The organism is Mycobacterium sp. IS-1556, from assembly GCF_001499985.1.
Lineage (GTDB): Bacteria > Actinomycetota > Actinomycetes > Mycobacteriales > Mycobacteriaceae > Mycobacterium.
Map to the genome: position 1 here is coordinate 1 of NZ_LQIM01000010.1, position 15,100 is coordinate 15,100.

The 15,100-nt window shown below is 66.6% G+C and carries 18 protein-coding genes and 1 pseudogene; 10 read left to right on the forward strand and 9 right to left on the reverse strand.

The window, feature by feature from the left end; genetic code table 11:
• Positions 1-123 precede the first annotated feature (123 nt).
• The 4 genes and pseudogenes from AU187_RS24910 to AU187_RS08485 all read right to left on the reverse strand — a co-directional run.
• A pseudogene (locus tag AU187_RS24910) lies at positions 124-276 on the reverse strand (translation initiation factor IF-2 N-terminal domain-containing protein); the annotation flags it as partial.
• Positions 277-557: 281 nt separating this feature from the next.
• A complete protein-coding gene (gene ligD, locus AU187_RS08475; protein WP_286131882.1) occupies positions 558-1,538 on the reverse strand; it encodes a non-homologous end-joining DNA ligase in 981 nt (326 codons plus the stop codon).
• 106 nt (positions 1,539-1,644) lie between these two features.
• Complete coding sequence (locus AU187_RS08480; protein WP_059166580.1) at positions 1,645-2,205, reverse strand: Imm61 family immunity protein; 561 nt, start codon at positions 2,203-2,205, stop codon at positions 1,645-1,647.
• Between the two features lie 68 nt (positions 2,206-2,273).
• Positions 2,274-4,316 carry a hypothetical protein gene (locus AU187_RS08485; protein WP_082691792.1) on the reverse strand — a complete coding sequence of 681 codons (2,043 nt, stop codon included), beginning with the start codon at positions 4,314-4,316 and terminating at the stop codon, positions 2,274-2,276.
• Positions 4,317-4,529: 213 nt separating this feature from the next.
• On the opposite strand from AU187_RS08485, the gene AU187_RS08490 reads away from it, so the two are divergent.
• Positions 4,530-4,976: a helix-turn-helix domain-containing protein gene (locus AU187_RS08490; protein ID WP_286131883.1), complete on the forward strand. Its 447-nt coding sequence runs from the start codon at positions 4,530-4,532 to the stop codon at positions 4,974-4,976.
• Between the two features lie 38 nt (positions 4,977-5,014).
• Here AU187_RS08490 and AU187_RS25885 read toward each other — a convergent pair whose 3' ends face one another.
• Positions 5,015-5,485, reverse strand: a complete 471-nt coding sequence (locus tag AU187_RS25885) for a hypothetical protein (RefSeq protein ID WP_286131884.1) — start codon at positions 5,483-5,485, stop codon at positions 5,015-5,017.
• A gap of 408 nt (positions 5,486-5,893) precedes the next feature.
• Here AU187_RS25885 and AU187_RS08500 point away from each other — a divergent pair, with 408 nt between their 5' ends.
• Positions 5,894-6,439, forward strand: coding sequence for a hypothetical protein (locus tag AU187_RS08500; protein ID WP_059166584.1), 546 nt, complete (start codon positions 5,894-5,896; stop codon positions 6,437-6,439).
• A gap of 125 nt (positions 6,440-6,564) precedes the next feature.
• A complete protein-coding gene (locus AU187_RS08505; RefSeq protein WP_059166585.1) occupies positions 6,565-6,864 on the forward strand; it encodes a hypothetical protein in 300 nt (99 codons plus the stop codon).
• Here the strand turns inward: AU187_RS08505 and AU187_RS08510 are convergent.
• Positions 6,858-7,106: a helix-turn-helix domain-containing protein gene (locus AU187_RS08510; protein WP_059166586.1), complete on the reverse strand. Its 249-nt coding sequence runs from the start codon at positions 7,104-7,106 to the stop codon at positions 6,858-6,860. The genes AU187_RS08505 and AU187_RS08510 overlap by 7 nt on opposite strands.
• A 61-nt stretch (positions 7,107-7,167) precedes the next feature.
• Complete coding sequence (locus AU187_RS08515; RefSeq protein ID WP_286131885.1) at positions 7,168-8,304, reverse strand: hypothetical protein; 1,137 nt, start codon at positions 8,302-8,304, stop codon at positions 7,168-7,170.
• Positions 8,305-8,464: 160 nt separating this feature from the next.
• Here AU187_RS08515 and AU187_RS08520 point away from each other — a divergent pair, with 160 nt between their 5' ends.
• The 5 genes from AU187_RS08520 to AU187_RS08540 all read left to right on the forward strand — a co-directional run bounded on the left by AU187_RS08520 (position 8,465) and on the right by AU187_RS08540 (position 11,705).
• A complete protein-coding gene (locus tag AU187_RS08520) occupies positions 8,465-10,048 on the forward strand; it encodes a ParB/RepB/Spo0J family partition protein (RefSeq protein ID WP_059166588.1) in 1,584 nt (527 codons plus the stop codon).
• A gap of 272 nt (positions 10,049-10,320) precedes the next feature.
• Positions 10,321-10,572, forward strand: a complete 252-nt coding sequence (locus AU187_RS08525; RefSeq protein ID WP_059166589.1) for a redoxin NrdH — start codon at positions 10,321-10,323, stop codon at positions 10,570-10,572.
• 52 nt (positions 10,573-10,624) lie between these two features.
• The gene (locus AU187_RS08530) at positions 10,625-10,909 is read left to right on the forward strand and encodes a hypothetical protein (RefSeq protein WP_059166590.1); all 285 of its coding nucleotides are present in this window, start codon (positions 10,625-10,627) and stop codon (positions 10,907-10,909) included.
• A gap of 9 nt (positions 10,910-10,918) precedes the next feature.
• Positions 10,919-11,158 (forward strand): hypothetical protein, encoded by a 240-nt coding sequence (locus AU187_RS08535; RefSeq protein WP_059166591.1) that lies wholly within the window; start codon positions 10,919-10,921, stop codon positions 11,156-11,158.
• A gap of 13 nt (positions 11,159-11,171) precedes the next feature.
• Complete coding sequence (locus AU187_RS08540) at positions 11,172-11,705, forward strand: hypothetical protein (RefSeq protein WP_059166592.1); 534 nt, start codon at positions 11,172-11,174, stop codon at positions 11,703-11,705.
• Positions 11,706-11,838: 133 nt separating this feature from the next.
• On the opposite strand, the gene AU187_RS08545 is transcribed toward AU187_RS08540, so the two are convergent.
• Both AU187_RS08545 and AU187_RS08550 read right to left on the reverse strand, forming a co-directional pair.
• On the reverse strand, positions 11,839-12,342 hold the full coding sequence (locus AU187_RS08545; RefSeq protein WP_059166593.1) for a hypothetical protein: 504 nt from the start codon (positions 12,340-12,342) through the stop codon (positions 11,839-11,841).
• Between the two features lie 333 nt (positions 12,343-12,675).
• Positions 12,676-13,149, reverse strand: coding sequence for a hypothetical protein (locus AU187_RS08550; protein ID WP_059166594.1), 474 nt, complete (start codon positions 13,147-13,149; stop codon positions 12,676-12,678).
• A 396-nt stretch (positions 13,150-13,545) separates the two neighbouring features.
• Here AU187_RS08550 and AU187_RS08555 point away from each other — a divergent pair, with 396 nt between their 5' ends.
• Positions 13,546-14,673 carry a tyrosine-type recombinase/integrase gene (locus AU187_RS08555; RefSeq protein ID WP_046363131.1) on the forward strand — a complete coding sequence of 376 codons (1,128 nt, stop codon included), beginning with the start codon at positions 13,546-13,548 and terminating at the stop codon, positions 14,671-14,673.
• Complete coding sequence (locus tag AU187_RS08560; protein ID WP_024449211.1) at positions 14,663-14,995, forward strand: helix-turn-helix domain-containing protein; 333 nt, start codon at positions 14,663-14,665, stop codon at positions 14,993-14,995. The genes AU187_RS08555 and AU187_RS08560 overlap by 11 nt, the downstream gene beginning before the upstream one ends.
• The last annotated feature ends 105 nt before the right edge of the window (positions 14,996-15,100 follow it).

Below are 15,100 nucleotides of genomic sequence, written 5' to 3' on the forward strand. Positions count from 1 at the left end.
CAACAACTACACTGACCGCTGCTCACAGGTGAGGAATTTCGGCGAGCACACCTGAGGACTTTCGACGAGCGCGATCAACCTGCCGCCGGCGCCGCGGCGCCCGGCGGTTTTGTTCTGCGCCTGGTATGCCTCACGCAGACGTCGGGCGACGGGGGCCTCAACTGTGGAGCTCGCTGACTTGATGAACTCGCCCTGTTCGGACAGTCGCGCCAACACTTCCTTGGCCGTCACGCCGAGTTCTTTGGCCAGCTCGTGCACCCGCGCCTTACCGCCCACGCCTACCTCCCGACCCCCGCCCACCACAGCCGTTACTTTCGGGCTACGGCTACTACTGTCCACCGACATCGGGGGTCCGCGCTGCGGTACACAACCTTGTGTTTGGGCTGACCGCAGCGTCCGCCGCCGCCGCACGTCGGCAGATCATGACCCTGCTGTCCCGCGAAGCCGGCGGCGGACCTAGCAACCACTCCCCGCCTTATTCCAGGATGTCGATCGCACGACGGAGAGCAGTTGCGAGCCACGGCTGGACGGGCTGTTGGGCTCGCCCGCCTAACGACTCAGGCAGCCCGCGGCACACGGGCACCGGCCAGCCCGACATCGCGGAGTCCCTTCCACGATGGGTGGCGCAGCCAGCGACCTGGCGTGTATTCGCGGTAGGCAATCTCGCCGACGTACCGAGGTGTCACCCAGCGCACGCCAGCTTCCGCGTGTGGGTTCCGCACCGGCGCATGCGGAATCTCGATCGGGTCGAGTAGTTCGAACAGCCTTCGCCGCTCACGCTGACTCATCCCGGTCCCAACCTGGCCGACAAGCACCAGCTCGCCGCTGTCGTCATAACCGGCCACCAGCAGCGAGCCCACGCTACCGCCGGCGGCGCTCGTGGTGATATGTCCCACGATCACCAACTCCGCTGTCGCCCTGACCATCGACTTCACCCAAAGCGGGGATCGGCCAGGCCGATACGGAGAGTCCAGGTGCTTGGCCACGATGCCCTCCATGCGGTTGGCCGCACACACCTCAAGCATGTTGGCCGGCGACACATCCACCCAGTGTCGGGGAACCGTCATGACCGGTGACTTATCCAACACCATCACCCCACCGAGGATTTCGCGGCGGCGGCCATACGGCTCGCCCGTGACATCGATCCCGTCGACAGACAGGACGTCGAAGGCCAAAAATCGGGTGGGCACCTCACGGACGAGCTCGGAGCTGGGACGGCGCTGCTGAGGCCATCGACGCTGGAGACGGGTGAATGACGGGCGCCCGTCGCTTCCAACGGCGACGATCTCCCCGTCCAAGATCACGCGGCGCCCGCCGACCGCCGCGCCGACCCGGGCAAGTTCGGGGAAGGTCCGGGACACCTCGGCACCATTCCTGGTGAACACAGCCACGTCGTCGCCGTCGACGACGATGAGGCCGCGCTGGCCGTCGTACTTCACCTCAACAGCGAAGTCATCACCCGCTGGCGGGCGTCCCAGTGTGGCCAGCATCGGCATCGGAGCCTGCCGCCGCTCCCCCGTTCTGCCGTTCGTGCCCACCTCATCGAGGTTACGCACGCACTTCCTCACCGCGGTCGGCGTCGTCCCACCGACGCGGACCAACCTGCGCGGCCCCCCAGGTACCTGCCGACTGTCGATTCCCCGCTCAGCGCGGCGTATAGCGGCCATTGCGCATGAGCGGAATGCCAGCCGGGCTCAGGAACGAGCGTTTGAGGTCGGGAATGGGCCACTGGAGGTAGTGCGATAGCGGCACCAGCGCGAGAAGGCTCAGGGTCGGGTCCGGAGCTGCGGCGACGGGCCCGCCGGTCGTACGCTTGAGAGTGCGGTATCCGCGCACCATGTCGCTCAGTTCGTAGCCGTCAGCCAGATCCTCTCTGCGCCAACCGAGTTCCAGGGGCGGCAGATCGAGGTCCTCGCGAATGTCATCGGCGAAGAGTCCCACGAGGTAGCGCTCTAGGACGTCCACTTGAGCCACGAACAGTAGCGGGTGCTCTGCGTCGTCGTCGGCCTGGGTGAGTTCGAGACGGTTAGCGCCGCGGCGCCGGACGAAGTAGCGGCCGGGTGCCCCGGCTTCAGAGCGCAGCTGCACATCGCCATCGTCAGCGACAGCGGTGAGGTAATGGGCGGTGCGGGCCCAGCCGACGCAGTCGTCGCTCAGTGCAATCGGAGCGTGTCCGTGGGCCGCTGCAACGCCTTCCAGTCCCACGCGAGTGAGGTTACGCAGCGGGTCTCGGGCATTGACAAGGCCGCCACCTACCGCCGCGAGGCGACCGACTAGGCCGCTGCGCGTTCACCGTTCGCCGAGGCGGACGCGGATCCGCTCGTCTTCTCGCCTGACGGTGTCTTCGCGTTGGCGCTCGACGGCCGGGCGTCGCTGCGGTGTCGGCCTACTGAGGACGCCGAGGACTCGGATGCGGTGGTGCCAGAGGCATGCCGGCCATACGATTCGGCACCGTCCCCGGCGTCCTTCGTCCCGGCGGGGGGCCCCACCTGCTCGCTGGAAGTAGCCTGACGCCCTGTGCCGCCGGATGACTCCAGCCGCGCCGTCCTGCGGTTAGCGGTGTTCGCAGCGGGCTCAGCGGCGGCCGCGGTGTTGGATGCATCCCCGTCTGCGCGGTCCCCCGGTGTCGGCGTGGCGTTGTCGATGTCCGGTTCGTCGTCGGTGCTGTTGGTGGGAGTCGCCACATCCTCGGTGGGGCCACCGACCGCAGGGGTCGCCGGCTCCTCGATGTCGACCGCGACGGGGCCGGCGGGCGTGGTCTGGGGCAGCACGTCGTCGGTTGCGTGCTCGTCGCTCACTTCTTCTGTCGTCGTCGGGTCGTCTGCTGCTGCTGGGGTGGCGGCATCCTCGGTCGTCGAGGCTCCGGGGTTCGAGGTGTCTGCGACCTCGCTGGCATCCGCGGTGCCCGGCACGGTGACCGTGTCCGCCAGTGTTGATCGCAGCGCGGAGCTCGGCAGGGCCGCGGGGTCTGCCGCGGCCGCGGTGAGCGCCAGCGGGCTGGCGTTGAAGATTCCGCCGATGGCCTGGCCGATGTCGATCGCGGTTGCGATCGTGTCCAGCGCGGCCGCGGTGGTGAACGCGGCGACGTTGACGGCACCGGTGACAGCGGCGGCCACGGCATAGGGAAGGCCGGCCACGAACGACGGTAGACCCGCAGCTTGCAGCAAGCCGCTGGCGGCGGTCGCCAGGCCCCCGGTGAACGAGTTGATGACCTCGGCGGCTGTGCCGGTGAGGTCCGCGCCGACCCGGAACGGCAGGGAGGCGAATGAGCCGGCCGTTCCGAGGACCGTTTGAACGGTCGTCACACCGGCGCCGAGAAGAACCGACACCGCGTTGGTGTAGCTGGCCGGGCTCTGCGGCGCCGTGCCGATCGCCCCGATCGCGTTCTGCAGTGCACCGGGGGTCGAGCCGTGGCCCAGCCAGGTCGACACCACGGCTGAGGCGCCGCCGGCGACCCGCTCGAGTGCGAAGGTCGCGGCATTGGCGGCGGCGCCGGTGATGCCGGTGACTCCGGCCAGTACGGCGGTGACGGGCGCGGACACGATGCCCTGGACGGCGGTCAGCGCGCCGTCGATGAGTGCGATGTCTGTGAGTGACTTGCCCGCCCCGAGTAGGCCGTTCACCAGGGACACGGCGTTGCCGATCTGGTCGCTTACAGCGTTGACCAGGGCGCTGGTCAAGTTCACCCCGCCGGTGGCGATGGCTGCGGCCGCGTTGATGCCGCCCTGCAGGGCCATCCCTGCGATGCCGAACGGGGTTGTCAGCAGGCCCAGGTAGCTGGCCGCCGAGAGCGGGTTGTTGACGATGCTGGCCACGGCGTGGGTGGCCGAAGCCAGGGACCCGGTGACTGTCGAGGTCAGGATGTCAGCGACCTGCCCGCTCGACAGGACGACGATGCTGCCCGTGGCGTCGACAGACTGTGCGAGCTGCGCCAGTCCGCCGGCGGATGCGGCCTTGAGGGCGATGAGCACCGATCCGAGTGTGGGATTGCCGCCGGCCGCGCGAATCAGTCCGTCCCACAGGTTGTCGTTGAGGGCTGCCGCGGAGGTCAGTGCGCCGCTGAGGGTGTGACTGGAGGCGTCGACCATCGAGGTCACCGTGGCGGTGATCGATGCCATCGCCGCATCGAGGTTGGCCGCCAGGGCGGCGATGTCGGCGGGGCTGATCGCGGCGGCCAGATGTATTTCCGAGGCCGATGCGTAGGGCATCGGGAGGTGGTGGTCACTGGGTGCCACCACGACTGGGGTCAGCGCGATCGTGCTGGCCGCAGTCAACGCGATGCCGGCAGTGAGATAGGAGCGAACGGAAAGTTCCATGAGGCCCTCCAAGGCGCACGGCGAATAGGTGTTGCGGAACACGGAGAAGGCATCGAAACTGCCGTGCGAAATCCGGTGCCAGCACTTTCGACCAGCCAAAATCCTACGATAAGATACTGCGCTATACAACGACGCTAAGATACTCTTTATTCACGTTACAGCGGCGGTGCGATGAGTCTGTCTCTCAATGAGAACCATCCGCGTCGTCGCCGTATGACTCGCCGCGTCCTGCGCGGCTTCGATCCCCGCGCCTTCACCGCGTTGCGCAATGGCGCGGGCATCAGCGTCAGCGATCTCTCGCGGCTCTCGGGTGTTTCGTTGAGCACGATCCATCACTGGGAGGCTGGTCGTCGCACACCACAAGTCGACATCCTCGCGGCGGTGATGACGGTGCTTGGCGCGCCGATCGACGCCGTGGTGCTCATTGCCCCCGAGGAGCGCTACCCCGGGGACTGGCGGGTCATGAACGGACTCACGCAGCCGCAGCTCGCCGCCAAGGCCCAGCTGTCCACGGCGATCCTCCAGCGCATCGAGCGCGGTGAGTATCCGTTGTCGGACAGGAATGCCGGCGCTCTTGCCGTTGTGCTGGGCATCACTGTCGACCAGTACCGCGCCGCCTATCAGCGAGCTCGGGAGCGGCCAGCGGGAGCGCCGAGTTAACCACGGCAGATCCAGGCCGCCAGTCATGGCAGCACTGATCACAGTGCCACGTCGGGAACTTCGCGTTCCCGCTCCCGTTCCATGCTCCGCTGGCGTATCTCCGCCTCCACGGTCGTGTTCGACATCATCCGCGCGCTGCCGATCACTTGCCGCGCCTGCGCGCGCTCCTCGTCGGTTACTTCCCGGCGCCCCGCGGCTTCGCGGGCCTTGGCCAGTGCCGACCTGGCTAGCTCCCGGCGCTTGTGAGGGTCGGTCTCGCTGCGCGCGGTCGTGAGTATGGACTGCGCCTCTCGTAGCAGACTGCCGGGAATCATCGTCAGCGCTGACTGCAGAACGGACTGCGCGCGCTCACGTTCCTCGGCGCTTGCGCCGGCGTCGAGGGATGCTTCGGCGGCTGCGTCGACAGCTGATCGTGCGTACTGACCCTGCCGATGCGGATCGGCTTCGGACTTTGCTGTGCGCAAGTCGTTTTCAGCGTTTGTCAGGGCGCCCGACAAAGGTGCGGTCATGTTCCGGACGGTACGGAGCGGTGCGCCGTCGAGTCCACCACCAGAGCCAACTTCGCACGAAAACTCGTCCGACAGCACGTCGAGGTACCTGAGCACGACTGCCCGGTCGAGGTCACAGGGCCACCACCGGAAGCCCTCTCGTGAGCTGCCGGTGTGGCGTGGGTGAGGGGTTAGCTTGCATGCAGGCCCGGCTCCCCCATGGTCACCGCGCCACCCGCCACCCCTGTTCAACTTCTCCGTGTTTGCCCCACGCGACGGCATGGCGGGTGGTCGGGAAACGACAGTCCTTGACAGGGAACGGTATTGGGCGATACGTACCGCGGTATTTGGTCTGCCAAAACCGTTGCTAGACAGCGCTTCTCACGGTAGAGTGTTGCTTATAAGCAACATCTACCGAAAGGCAGTCCGATGAAGCATCGATCCACCGAAGTGCATGTGACCCCCGCCGCGTTGGTCAGCCACACGATCGTCCGAATCCAGGGCGAGCAGAGCGGCGACATCGCCGTGCACCACGCCTGCTCCCCCAACGCCCGCCTGCGGCTGCAGTGGGGTGGCCTGCTCATGACGATGCTGTCAGCGCAGGCCGTGCAGGGGGTGCTGGAGGGGTTCTGCGCGGCACGTTCGGCGATGGCGCTCATCCCCCGACAGATCCCGGCACCCGGGCCCGCGGCGGCCGAGCCCTTCGCGGTGCCGACCGTGGCCATCGATTGGATGCGCCGACCTGCCTACGCGGTTGTGCCCCGCCAGGAGCTGTCGCGGGACCGCTCACGCCAGCTCCGCTGGCTCGACCTGCACATGGGCCCGATCACCTTCCAGGTCCTCGACCAGGCGGGAGCCATCAGCACCGTGGACCTGCTGACCACAGCTCACCGCACCGGGGTCCAGATCTTCCTGGACGGCCCCGACTTCGCAGCCGATCCTCGCGACCAGGACTACACCCCGCCGAACGCCTAGGGGTTATCCACAGCCTGCCGAGAGCCGGGTCTGCTTATCCACAACTCGTGGGAGACAGACCCGGTTTTGCTGTCTGGGGGCGCACAATCTGGCCGAGGTATCCCCCACCGCAAGGAGGCAGCGCCATGACTGCTCACTGGACTCTGACGACGGCAACCGCGCGCCGTGTCGACACGATCATCGGCTCGGCCCCGGACCACGAGGCCGCAGTGACAACGGCCCTGGCCGCCGCGCTAGATGCCATCCATCACGCAAGGGCAGGTGAGGCTTCCGCCTTGCCGCGCTATGAGCTTCGCGCCAGCGACGAACTGGTGGCTGTGATCCAAACAGGCACCGACACCGCTGGGCGCCCCGATCACACCGAGGCCGCCACGCTGATTCAGCGCATCGAGGCCTCGCGCAGCGTCGGCGTATCGCCTTACTGAGACCCTTGGGTCTGCAGTAGGGCCGCAGGATCGACGCCCAGGCCGCGAGCCAGGTGGACCAACACCACCACAGTCGGACTCTTACGCCCGCCCTCGATGTGATTGAGATGCGGTCGGCCGATACCCGCCCGTTCGGCGAGCTGGGCCTGTGTCAGACCCACCGCGGTGCGATGCTCGCGGATCGCGGCACCCAGCGCGGCCAGGATCTCGGAACCGTCGTCCGTAGACGTGTCGGCGCCCATAGCCAGCTCCCTCCCATGGCGTTGCCCATAGGCTACACCGCCGCGACGGGGCGAGTTGACCTCAGAACAGAACATCATCGCTGGTCGCCTCCTGCCACCATTCCTCGAAACCGGGCCGAGCTTTGTCCTCGACGACTGCCGGGCAGACGACGTAGAAGTGTTCCAGGGAGGGCAGCTCGGCACCTCGGGCCCGCAGCACGTGGCGCGTGATGCCGTCGGGTCCGGCGTGATGTTCGCCGGGCTGGGCCGCAAGTTGACTCGTCATCTGTTCGCGCGTGCCGTGGGCCACGGCGCGCACTGAACGCGCGGTGATGCCGCGCCCGTGGGGACGCTTGGACGAGCGGCGCGTGAGCCGGCGAACCTCGTAGAGGGCATGAGGCTGGTCAGCCAGCAGTGCCTGGTAGCGCTCCTGGACCTCGGTCAGACCAGCGGCGTCCACGAGTGCTGCCGCTGAGCCACCGGTGATCAGGGTCTGCCGGTCGTTGAGACTGCGGGCAACGAACTCGAGGAACAGGGCCTGGGCGCCGGCCTGTGGCTCGCGTCGGTAGCGCTCGAGGAGGGCCTGCCGACCCGAGGCCGTTGCCATCGCGAACGGGCAGAAGCCGCAGGCGGATTTCGACCACCGGCGCCCGGTCGTCTCGACGATGAAGTCCGAGCATCGGGTCCGATCCCAGCCCCACTCCAGAAGCGGATACCACCCGGTCCGGCGATCGGTGTTGAACAGCGCATCCTTTTCCGCCCGGGCCCGCTCACCAGCCTCAAAGCCCAGCACATGTCGATACCGGCGTCCGGCGGTCACCGAGGCGATGACCGGATCCAGGCAATTTCCCTTCGAATGAACCGAGCACATGCGGGCCCCGCCGACCTGAGGAAGCGTTCCGGCCGAGAGCATTTCGTCAGACAGCTTGTAGCCATCGACGTACAGCCGCTGCGGGGCAGTGGAGTCGTCGAGTACAGCGACACCCTCCCCGCTGGCGGTCGTCTTGCGTTGCGTGCGGCCGACCTGGATGAACCGGACCCCGTGCTGACGCAATTCGGGCAGGACGACCTCCTCGACGTCGCGCAGGGTCTGGTCGAACTCGTCGCCGGTGTGCGCGGTGAGCACCACTAGGTCCTGGAGGGCGAAGTCACGACTAGCGGGGTCTGTGAGCCAGCGCAACAGGACCGCAGTGGAATCGACACCCATGCCGTAACTCATGACAACCGTTGATCCGCAGTCGCTTTCAGCGAGACCAGGGATCTGGCCGTTGTTCATGCTCATCGAAATCAGTCACTCCGCATTGTTCCAACGTGTTGCCTATAGGCTACCTCATGGTGTAGCCTATAGGCAACACGTTGTTTCAGAGAAAGGAACCCCAATGACCACCACCGCCACCACTCCCGAGCTGCTCCACCTGAGCCCCAACGAGATTGAGATCGAGGACAACGTGCGCCTCGATCCCCGCCTGGACCGTGACTTCCTGGCCTCCATCGAGGAGCACGGAGTCTTGGTGCCGGTACTGGCCGTGCGCATCGACGGGCAGGGCAAACCGTTCGTCCGCGAAGGTCAGCGACGTATCCAGGCGGCCCGTCAGGTCGGGCTACAGACGGTGCCGGTGTACGTGCGCACCGTCGATGGAACCGACACCGCCGTTCGCGCCCAGCGCGTCATCGAGCAGATCGTCACCAACGATCACCGCGCCCCCTTGACCGAGGCCGAGCGTGCCCGCGGCATCAACCAGCTGCTGCTGGACGGGGTGTCGCCGACGAAGGTGGCCAAGGGACTTTCCACCACCAAAGACGCCGTAGCCGCAGCCAAGGTGGCCATCGAGTCCGAGAAGGCCATGAGCGCGCTGGACACCGGACAGCTCAACCTGGAAGAAGCCACCAGCTTTGTCGAGTTCGACGGCGACGACGCCGCCCAGGCCGAGCTGATCAAGGTGGCCGGCACCGACCAGTTCAACCACCGTGTCGCGCAGCTGCGGGCCGAGCGCGAAGACCGACGCCGCTACGAGGAGACAGCGGCAGCGTTCACCGCGAAGGGCTACACCGTGCTCGACCGCCGCCCCGGCTGGTCGGACAAGGCCTACATCCCGACCAACTACCTGCGAGACGCGGAGGGCAAGACCCTCACCGACGAGGCAGTCGCGGCGATGGACCCCCAGCACTGGGCAGTCGTGCTCGAAAGCGAAGAGGTGTTCCTGGACGTCGAAACCGGCGAACCGGTGGACGAGGACGACATCGATTTCGAGACCGCCGATGACCCCACCCTTGAACCGGCCGAGGGCTACCGGCACGCCCGGACCGTCACCGAGACCACCGCGTGGAGCCCCGAGTACTACTGCTGCAACCCGCGCGGCGCAGGGGTCACCATGCCCGACTGGGCAGCTCGCCAGTACGGCTTCGACGCCGACCGCCTCGCCGATGCCAGCGACCCCGACGGTGCGGCCGACCGGGAACGGGCTCGCCAGGAGCAGGCGGAGAAGGAACGCGCGGAACGCCGCAAGCTCATCGCACTGAACAAGCTCGGCGAAGCGGCAGCGATCGTGCGGCGCGAGTGGGTGCGCGACAAGCTCCTGTCCCGCAAGACCGCCCCGAAAGGCGCGGCCCTCTACCTCGCCGAAGTGATCGTCACCCGAGCAGACCTGTTCAACGATTACCACGGCCAGAAGCTCGCGCCCGAGCTGCTCGGCCTGGCCGACAACGAGACCGCGAAAATGGCCGTCGCCAAGCTCCCGGCCACCGGCGACGGACGCGCACTGGTGATCCTGCTCGGAATGGTGCTCGCCACTACCGAGGCCCGCACGGCCAAGGACGCCTGGCGCGCACCCCAGGACATCACCAAGACCTACCTGCGATTCCTGGAGGACAACGGCTACCCGCTCAGCGACATCGAGCAGGTGATCCTCGGCAAGCGCAAGGCCGACACCGTGTACCGACAGGCCTGCAAAGAGGACAACTAGCCGCCGAGGAAGGCCCCGAGGAGTTCCGCTTCCCGGGGCCTTCCGACCGTTCCTGAACAGAAAAAGAATCGCCAATAAAAGGGAATTCGCCGAATGGTTCCTAGTGTCATTAGCCACCGTCCTAGTGCCATTAATACCCGCCGTATAAACGCCTCTTCAATGCCAGAATGGACCGCCCTTAATATCGCTCTATCCGTTGCCTAGTTGCCTCCCAGCAATTAGAATAAGAGCTACAGAAACGCTTCAATTACCCAACCATTAAGGAGCGCGATATGAGCACCACCGCCTCGGTCACCGTCTACACCAAGCCCGCCTGCGTCCAGTGCAACGCCACCTACAAGGCGCTCGACAAGCAGGGCGTCACCTACGACGTCGTGGACATCAGCACCAACCCTGAGGCCCGCGACTACGTGATGGCCCTCGGTTACCTCCAAGCCCCCGTGGTGGTGGCCGGCGACGACCACTGGTCAGGTTTCCGACCCGATCGGATCAAGTCCCTCGCCACTGCCACGGCCGCCGCATAGCGCGCCCCGACCGATACACCCCTCCAGCCCCCCACCCGACCCAGGAGTCTCCATGTACACGCTGACCATCGACGAGCACGGCCGCGACGTGAGCACGCAGCACGACACCCCAGAAGCCGCCCAGGCCGCCTTACACGCGTACCTGGTCCTCTCGGACTACTACCACCGGCCCACTCAGCTCAGCGCCACTCACACGGCGTTCGAACTTCTGTCCCTTACCGATGCGCGGCCGCGCGTCGTCGGAGTGGCCACCATCGAGCCCTACTCCGAGCTCGATGCCCGCCGCGACCTCAAGGCCGTGTTCGATGCCAGTCCCGTCCACGCGCTCGCCTCGTAGAACCCCGACATGTCAACCGTCTTCCTCGCAACTGTCGACATCGGCTGCAAGGCCGTGGCCGTCGCCGACACCGCCGCCGACGCCACACGGCTCGCGTGCAGCACAGCCATGGAACATCTGCAGGCCGCGCACGGCGACCTCGGATACGACGACCCGATGATGGTCGGGAAGTACTTCGGAGTCACCGTCACCGAGTTCGACGTCGGCACAGCGATACTTCAGCACCAGCGCTGCGCGCTGGCGTCATAAGGTCACCCGCGCCATGGTCTTCTACCTCACCCGCGTCGCCGAGCTGCCCTACCCCCACACGATGGGCGATAGGCCGCGCCCGGACGGAGGACCGTCCAACTGTCCCCTGGAGCTGACGCGCTTGATGCGGGCCGGGGCCCCACACCCCGGCCAGGACGGCTACCGCCAACTGTTCAGCGACCCCACCATCGCCGGCCTCCGCCAGGCCTGCAACGTACATGCGGGAGATTGGGCCGTCGTGCTGCCCGCCGTCGAGGCCTTCCTTGCGCCCTACCCGGCGACCGCGCACCCCCTCGACATCTATCACCTCCGCGAGAACGATCCGCACATCACTGGCCTGCCCGACGACGATCGCAGGCTGGCGCGCGCAGTGCTCAACACGATCGACCCGATCAAGTACTTCGTCAACGCCCACAGCCGGCTCGAATCGATTGGCCAGCACCGCATCTGCTGGGCACGCACAGCCGGTGTCTCCGCGGTGCCTGTGTGGTTCGACGCCAGCACGGTGTCCCCGCCCCGCGACGCAGTGCTGCTGCAGCGCGGCTGAGCGCCCCTGCGCAAGATCACCGCCGCACTGCCCTCAGCTCATCCAGCTCGGCCATGCGACACCGCGCGCCACACCGCCCAGCTCGCCGCACCCGGCCACACGTTCACTGCACCTCTGCAAGTACTGGTGGACCTCACCACAGCGTGGCTTGATCACCAAGCAGCGCCGCCTGCACAGCGGCGGCATCCCAACCGTGGCGCACCGCTTCGCGCAACGCCACCGACCGTTCCCGTCGCACACCCCGACTGTCGAAGCGTCGCACCGCATATCGGCCGCCGCCACGGCGCATCCGGGCCATGCGCTCCATGTTGTCGCCCTGTGATCCCGACACGACGTGCTGGCGAGGATCTGTGGCCGCCGCAATCTTGACGCACACCGGGTTGTCGCACTCGTGGAGTCCGAGCACTCCAGCCGCCACCACGCCGGACACGATCGCCAACGCGTAGCGGTGCGGACGAACGCACACCCCCACCCCGTCCCGGGTGAGGTAGAAGCGGCCGTACCCATCGGCGCCGATCGCCCCGGTCCAGATGTCGCAATCCGAAGACGCTGGCCCGCAGACGACGTGGCTGTGAAAGCGGGCAATCTCAGCGGCGTGCACACCACGATCAACGATCAGCTGCCCCGCGCTTCTCATGGCCGTTGAACCTAACCGTCCGCACTGACATGCAGAGCGCCCACCGTGGGCCGTTTCCGCGGCGCTGTGACCGTGCCGCCGAGCGCGCCCGTTCGGGCACGGCAGCCGCCGCCGCATCGTGCGCGACGAGTCGAGGAATGCAGATGCCACCCAGGCGAACCCATCGAGCGCTGTGCACCGCACGATGCCGAACCGGTTGGCGCGCAAGCATCTGGGCCTCCCAGCGCTCGCGCTCGCACAGCGTGGCACCCGCTCGCCGGCCGAATCCGCCTCGAGCCACTCATCCCGCGCACCGCCGCCCTCGCGCAACCGAGCCTCAGCGTCGGCAACGCGTCACGCCGACACTGCATCGGCCGGAGGCTCACCGTCGTACGGGCCGACAGAGCGCGTCGACTCACCGTCCGAACCACCCTCACCTAGTGCACCCGAACCGTTCTCGACGGCAGCCTTCCCTGCTTTCGGGGCATGTCGTGCCATGGTGCGAACAACTCCGATCCCCACGTCTGTCCGCGCGGCGATCGTCGTCAGCGTCTCACCACGACCCTGCATCCGTGCGACCGCAGCGCCGGCCTTGGCCCGATGGACGGCCACCCGCTTAGCGGCTTCAGCATCGACCTGCTCGCGCAGCTGGGCGAGGCGCTCCTTCTTCCAGATCTCGACCTCGGCGATCTTTCCGACAGCGACGAGAAAGTCTGCGGCATCGTCGATGTTCGCCTTGTCTCGCGCGGCGCGCGCTTCGTTGGCGCGCCGGGTCGCTTCGTGTGCCCGCTTGCGGGCCTCAACCTTCGATATCCGTGGTGTTGTCATGGCCGCCGACCTTAGAAGCCGGTACCTCGATCGGGCCACCACCACAGCCACATTCGCTGTCCATCAATTTTTCACCGTCGTTCCTGCCGCACCACCATCTCAACCCTCACCACACCGCTCCCCGTTCCCCCCGCATCCGCGCACCGCCTCCTCAGCCCCCCATCTGAAACCCCCCTTCCACAGCCCACCGACAGACCACACACCTCTTGCACTCAGGACTCGAAGGTCGCGAATCAACCTGAAGTTGACGCGTATATCTGGCGCATGGGACCAGCGCCGGATGCGCTTCATTGAACCACTTTCGTGTTCCTCCTGGTAGACGGATTTCGCTCGCAGGTGTGGTAACTTGCGGTTGTCATTGACAACTCTAAGTTGACGATAGATGGAGGTTCTCTTGTGAGCGTTCCGGGGTCGGCGCACTTGGTTCTTGCCTCGGGCGTGGTTCACCTGGACGAGGCCAGCGCAGTCTTCGAAGCGATGCTGTCTGGGTGGGGTCGTCAACAGGCGTCTCGGCTACTCGCTGCTGAGGCCACGATCGAGCCGCGGCTGGCGTTGGTGCGGCGGTTCGCAGAGTTCGCCGGGGCGCCTCCGTGGGACTGGACTGCCGGCGATGTCGAAGACTTCACGGCCGCTTTGATGTCGGGCCCGGAACGCAAAGCACCGTCGACCATTCGCGGCTATCACATGTCGTTGCGGATGTTCTGCGACTACCTACTCGATAGCCGCTACGGTTGGATCGCGCAATGCGAGAACAGGTTCGGACGGATCCCATCGCAGGTCTGTCACGACTACAACACCGCCGCGCATCTGGTCGACTACGAGGGCAAGCCCGCGCGTCGCCCGTTCACCTACGACGAACTGGAAACATTGTTCGATTTCCTCGATGATCGCGTCGATGTTCTCGCTCGGTCCAGGAACAAAGGCGCGTTCGCGGCGCTGCGCGACGCACAGATGATCAAGACGGCCTACGCCTTCGGTTTACGCCGCCGCGAGCTGTGCTATCTCGATCTCGCCGACCTGCGTCCGAACTCGCGGATGCCGGCCTGGGGCACGTTCGGCGCCGTCCACGTTCGCTACGCCAAATCACGTCGCGGCAGCTCTCCCAGGCGTCGCACCGTGCTCGCCGTTCCGGAGTTCGACTGGGTGATCGACGGACTGCGCCAATGGGTCGACCACGGCCGCCCACTCCTCAGCCCCGGGAACCGTCAAGAGCTCTGGCTGACCGAGCGTCGACGGCGCGTGGCGACCAAGACCATGGATAGGCGATTCGCCGTCGCACGGGTGCAAGCGGGACTGCCTGCCGAGCTCACCTTGCACTGCCTGCGGCACTCCTATGTCACCCATCTGATCGAGTTCGGTTATCCGGAGCGGTTCGTCACCGAACAGGTGGGGCACTCGTATGCCTCGACCACCGCGATCTATACCTCGGTGTCCGACGACTTCAAGACCAAAACACTGCAGGCGGCGCTGCGCCGCGTCTACGGATCATCCACGACGACAGGTGAAGGCGGAGATGAGCACTAGGACCGTGCTGCGGTGGAACCTGCGTCAGCTGATGGCCCAGAACGGAATGTTCGCCACCACCGACCTTGTCGCACCGCTGCACGAGCGTGGCGTGGAGATCTCCCGACAGATGGTGCACCGGATCGCGACCAAGCCCCCGCAGCGCATCAATCTCGACCTGCTCGCCGCCCTCTGCGACATCTTGTCGTGCACGCCCAACGACCTGCTCGAGCTCGTCGCCGAACAAGTCCGTGAGGCGCCCGCGGTCAACGACAGCGGACCCGGCATCGGCGACCTGCGACCCATCCGCGCCACCATCCGCCGCCCCCACGACAACCAGTGACTCAGCGGGCCTGCTGGGAGTGTGCAAGCACCATCCGGCTAACCCCACTGACGCACGGGCGTCGCATCTGTGTCGCATGCCGTCGCAGACGGCACTATCACCCCG

Coding starts and splice junctions, on each gene's coding strand:
- AU187_RS08485 (WP_082691792.1), bottom strand. CDS start 4,316: ATGGAACTTTCCGTTCGCTCCTATCTCACTGCCGGCATCGCGTTGACT.
- AU187_RS08490 (WP_286131883.1), top strand. CDS start 4,530: ATGACTCGCCGCGTCCTGCGCGGCTTCGATCCCCGCGCCTTCACCGCG.
- AU187_RS25885 (WP_286131884.1), bottom strand. CDS start 5,485: ATGACCGCACCTTTGTCGGGCGCCCTGACAAACGCTGAAAACGACTTG.
- AU187_RS08500 (WP_059166584.1), top strand. CDS start 5,894: ATGAAGCATCGATCCACCGAAGTGCATGTGACCCCCGCCGCGTTGGTC.
- AU187_RS08505 (WP_059166585.1), top strand. CDS start 6,565: ATGACTGCTCACTGGACTCTGACGACGGCAACCGCGCGCCGTGTCGAC.
- AU187_RS08510 (WP_059166586.1), bottom strand. CDS start 7,106: ATGGGCGCCGACACGTCTACGGACGACGGTTCCGAGATCCTGGCCGCG.
- AU187_RS08515 (WP_286131885.1), bottom strand. CDS start 8,304: ATGAGTTACGGCATGGGTGTCGATTCCACTGCGGTCCTGTTGCGCTGG.
- AU187_RS08520 (WP_059166588.1), top strand. CDS start 8,465: ATGACCACCACCGCCACCACTCCCGAGCTGCTCCACCTGAGCCCCAAC.
- AU187_RS08525 (WP_059166589.1), top strand. CDS start 10,321: ATGAGCACCACCGCCTCGGTCACCGTCTACACCAAGCCCGCCTGCGTC.
- AU187_RS08530 (WP_059166590.1), top strand. CDS start 10,625: ATGTACACGCTGACCATCGACGAGCACGGCCGCGACGTGAGCACGCAG.
- AU187_RS08535 (WP_059166591.1), top strand. CDS start 10,919: ATGTCAACCGTCTTCCTCGCAACTGTCGACATCGGCTGCAAGGCCGTG.
- AU187_RS08540 (WP_059166592.1), top strand. CDS start 11,172: ATGGTCTTCTACCTCACCCGCGTCGCCGAGCTGCCCTACCCCCACACG.
- AU187_RS08545 (WP_059166593.1), bottom strand. CDS start 12,342: ATGAGAAGCGCGGGGCAGCTGATCGTTGATCGTGGTGTGCACGCCGCT.
- AU187_RS08550 (WP_059166594.1), bottom strand. CDS start 13,149: ATGACAACACCACGGATATCGAAGGTTGAGGCCCGCAAGCGGGCACAC.
- AU187_RS08560 (WP_024449211.1), top strand. CDS start 14,663: ATGAGCACTAGGACCGTGCTGCGGTGGAACCTGCGTCAGCTGATGGCC.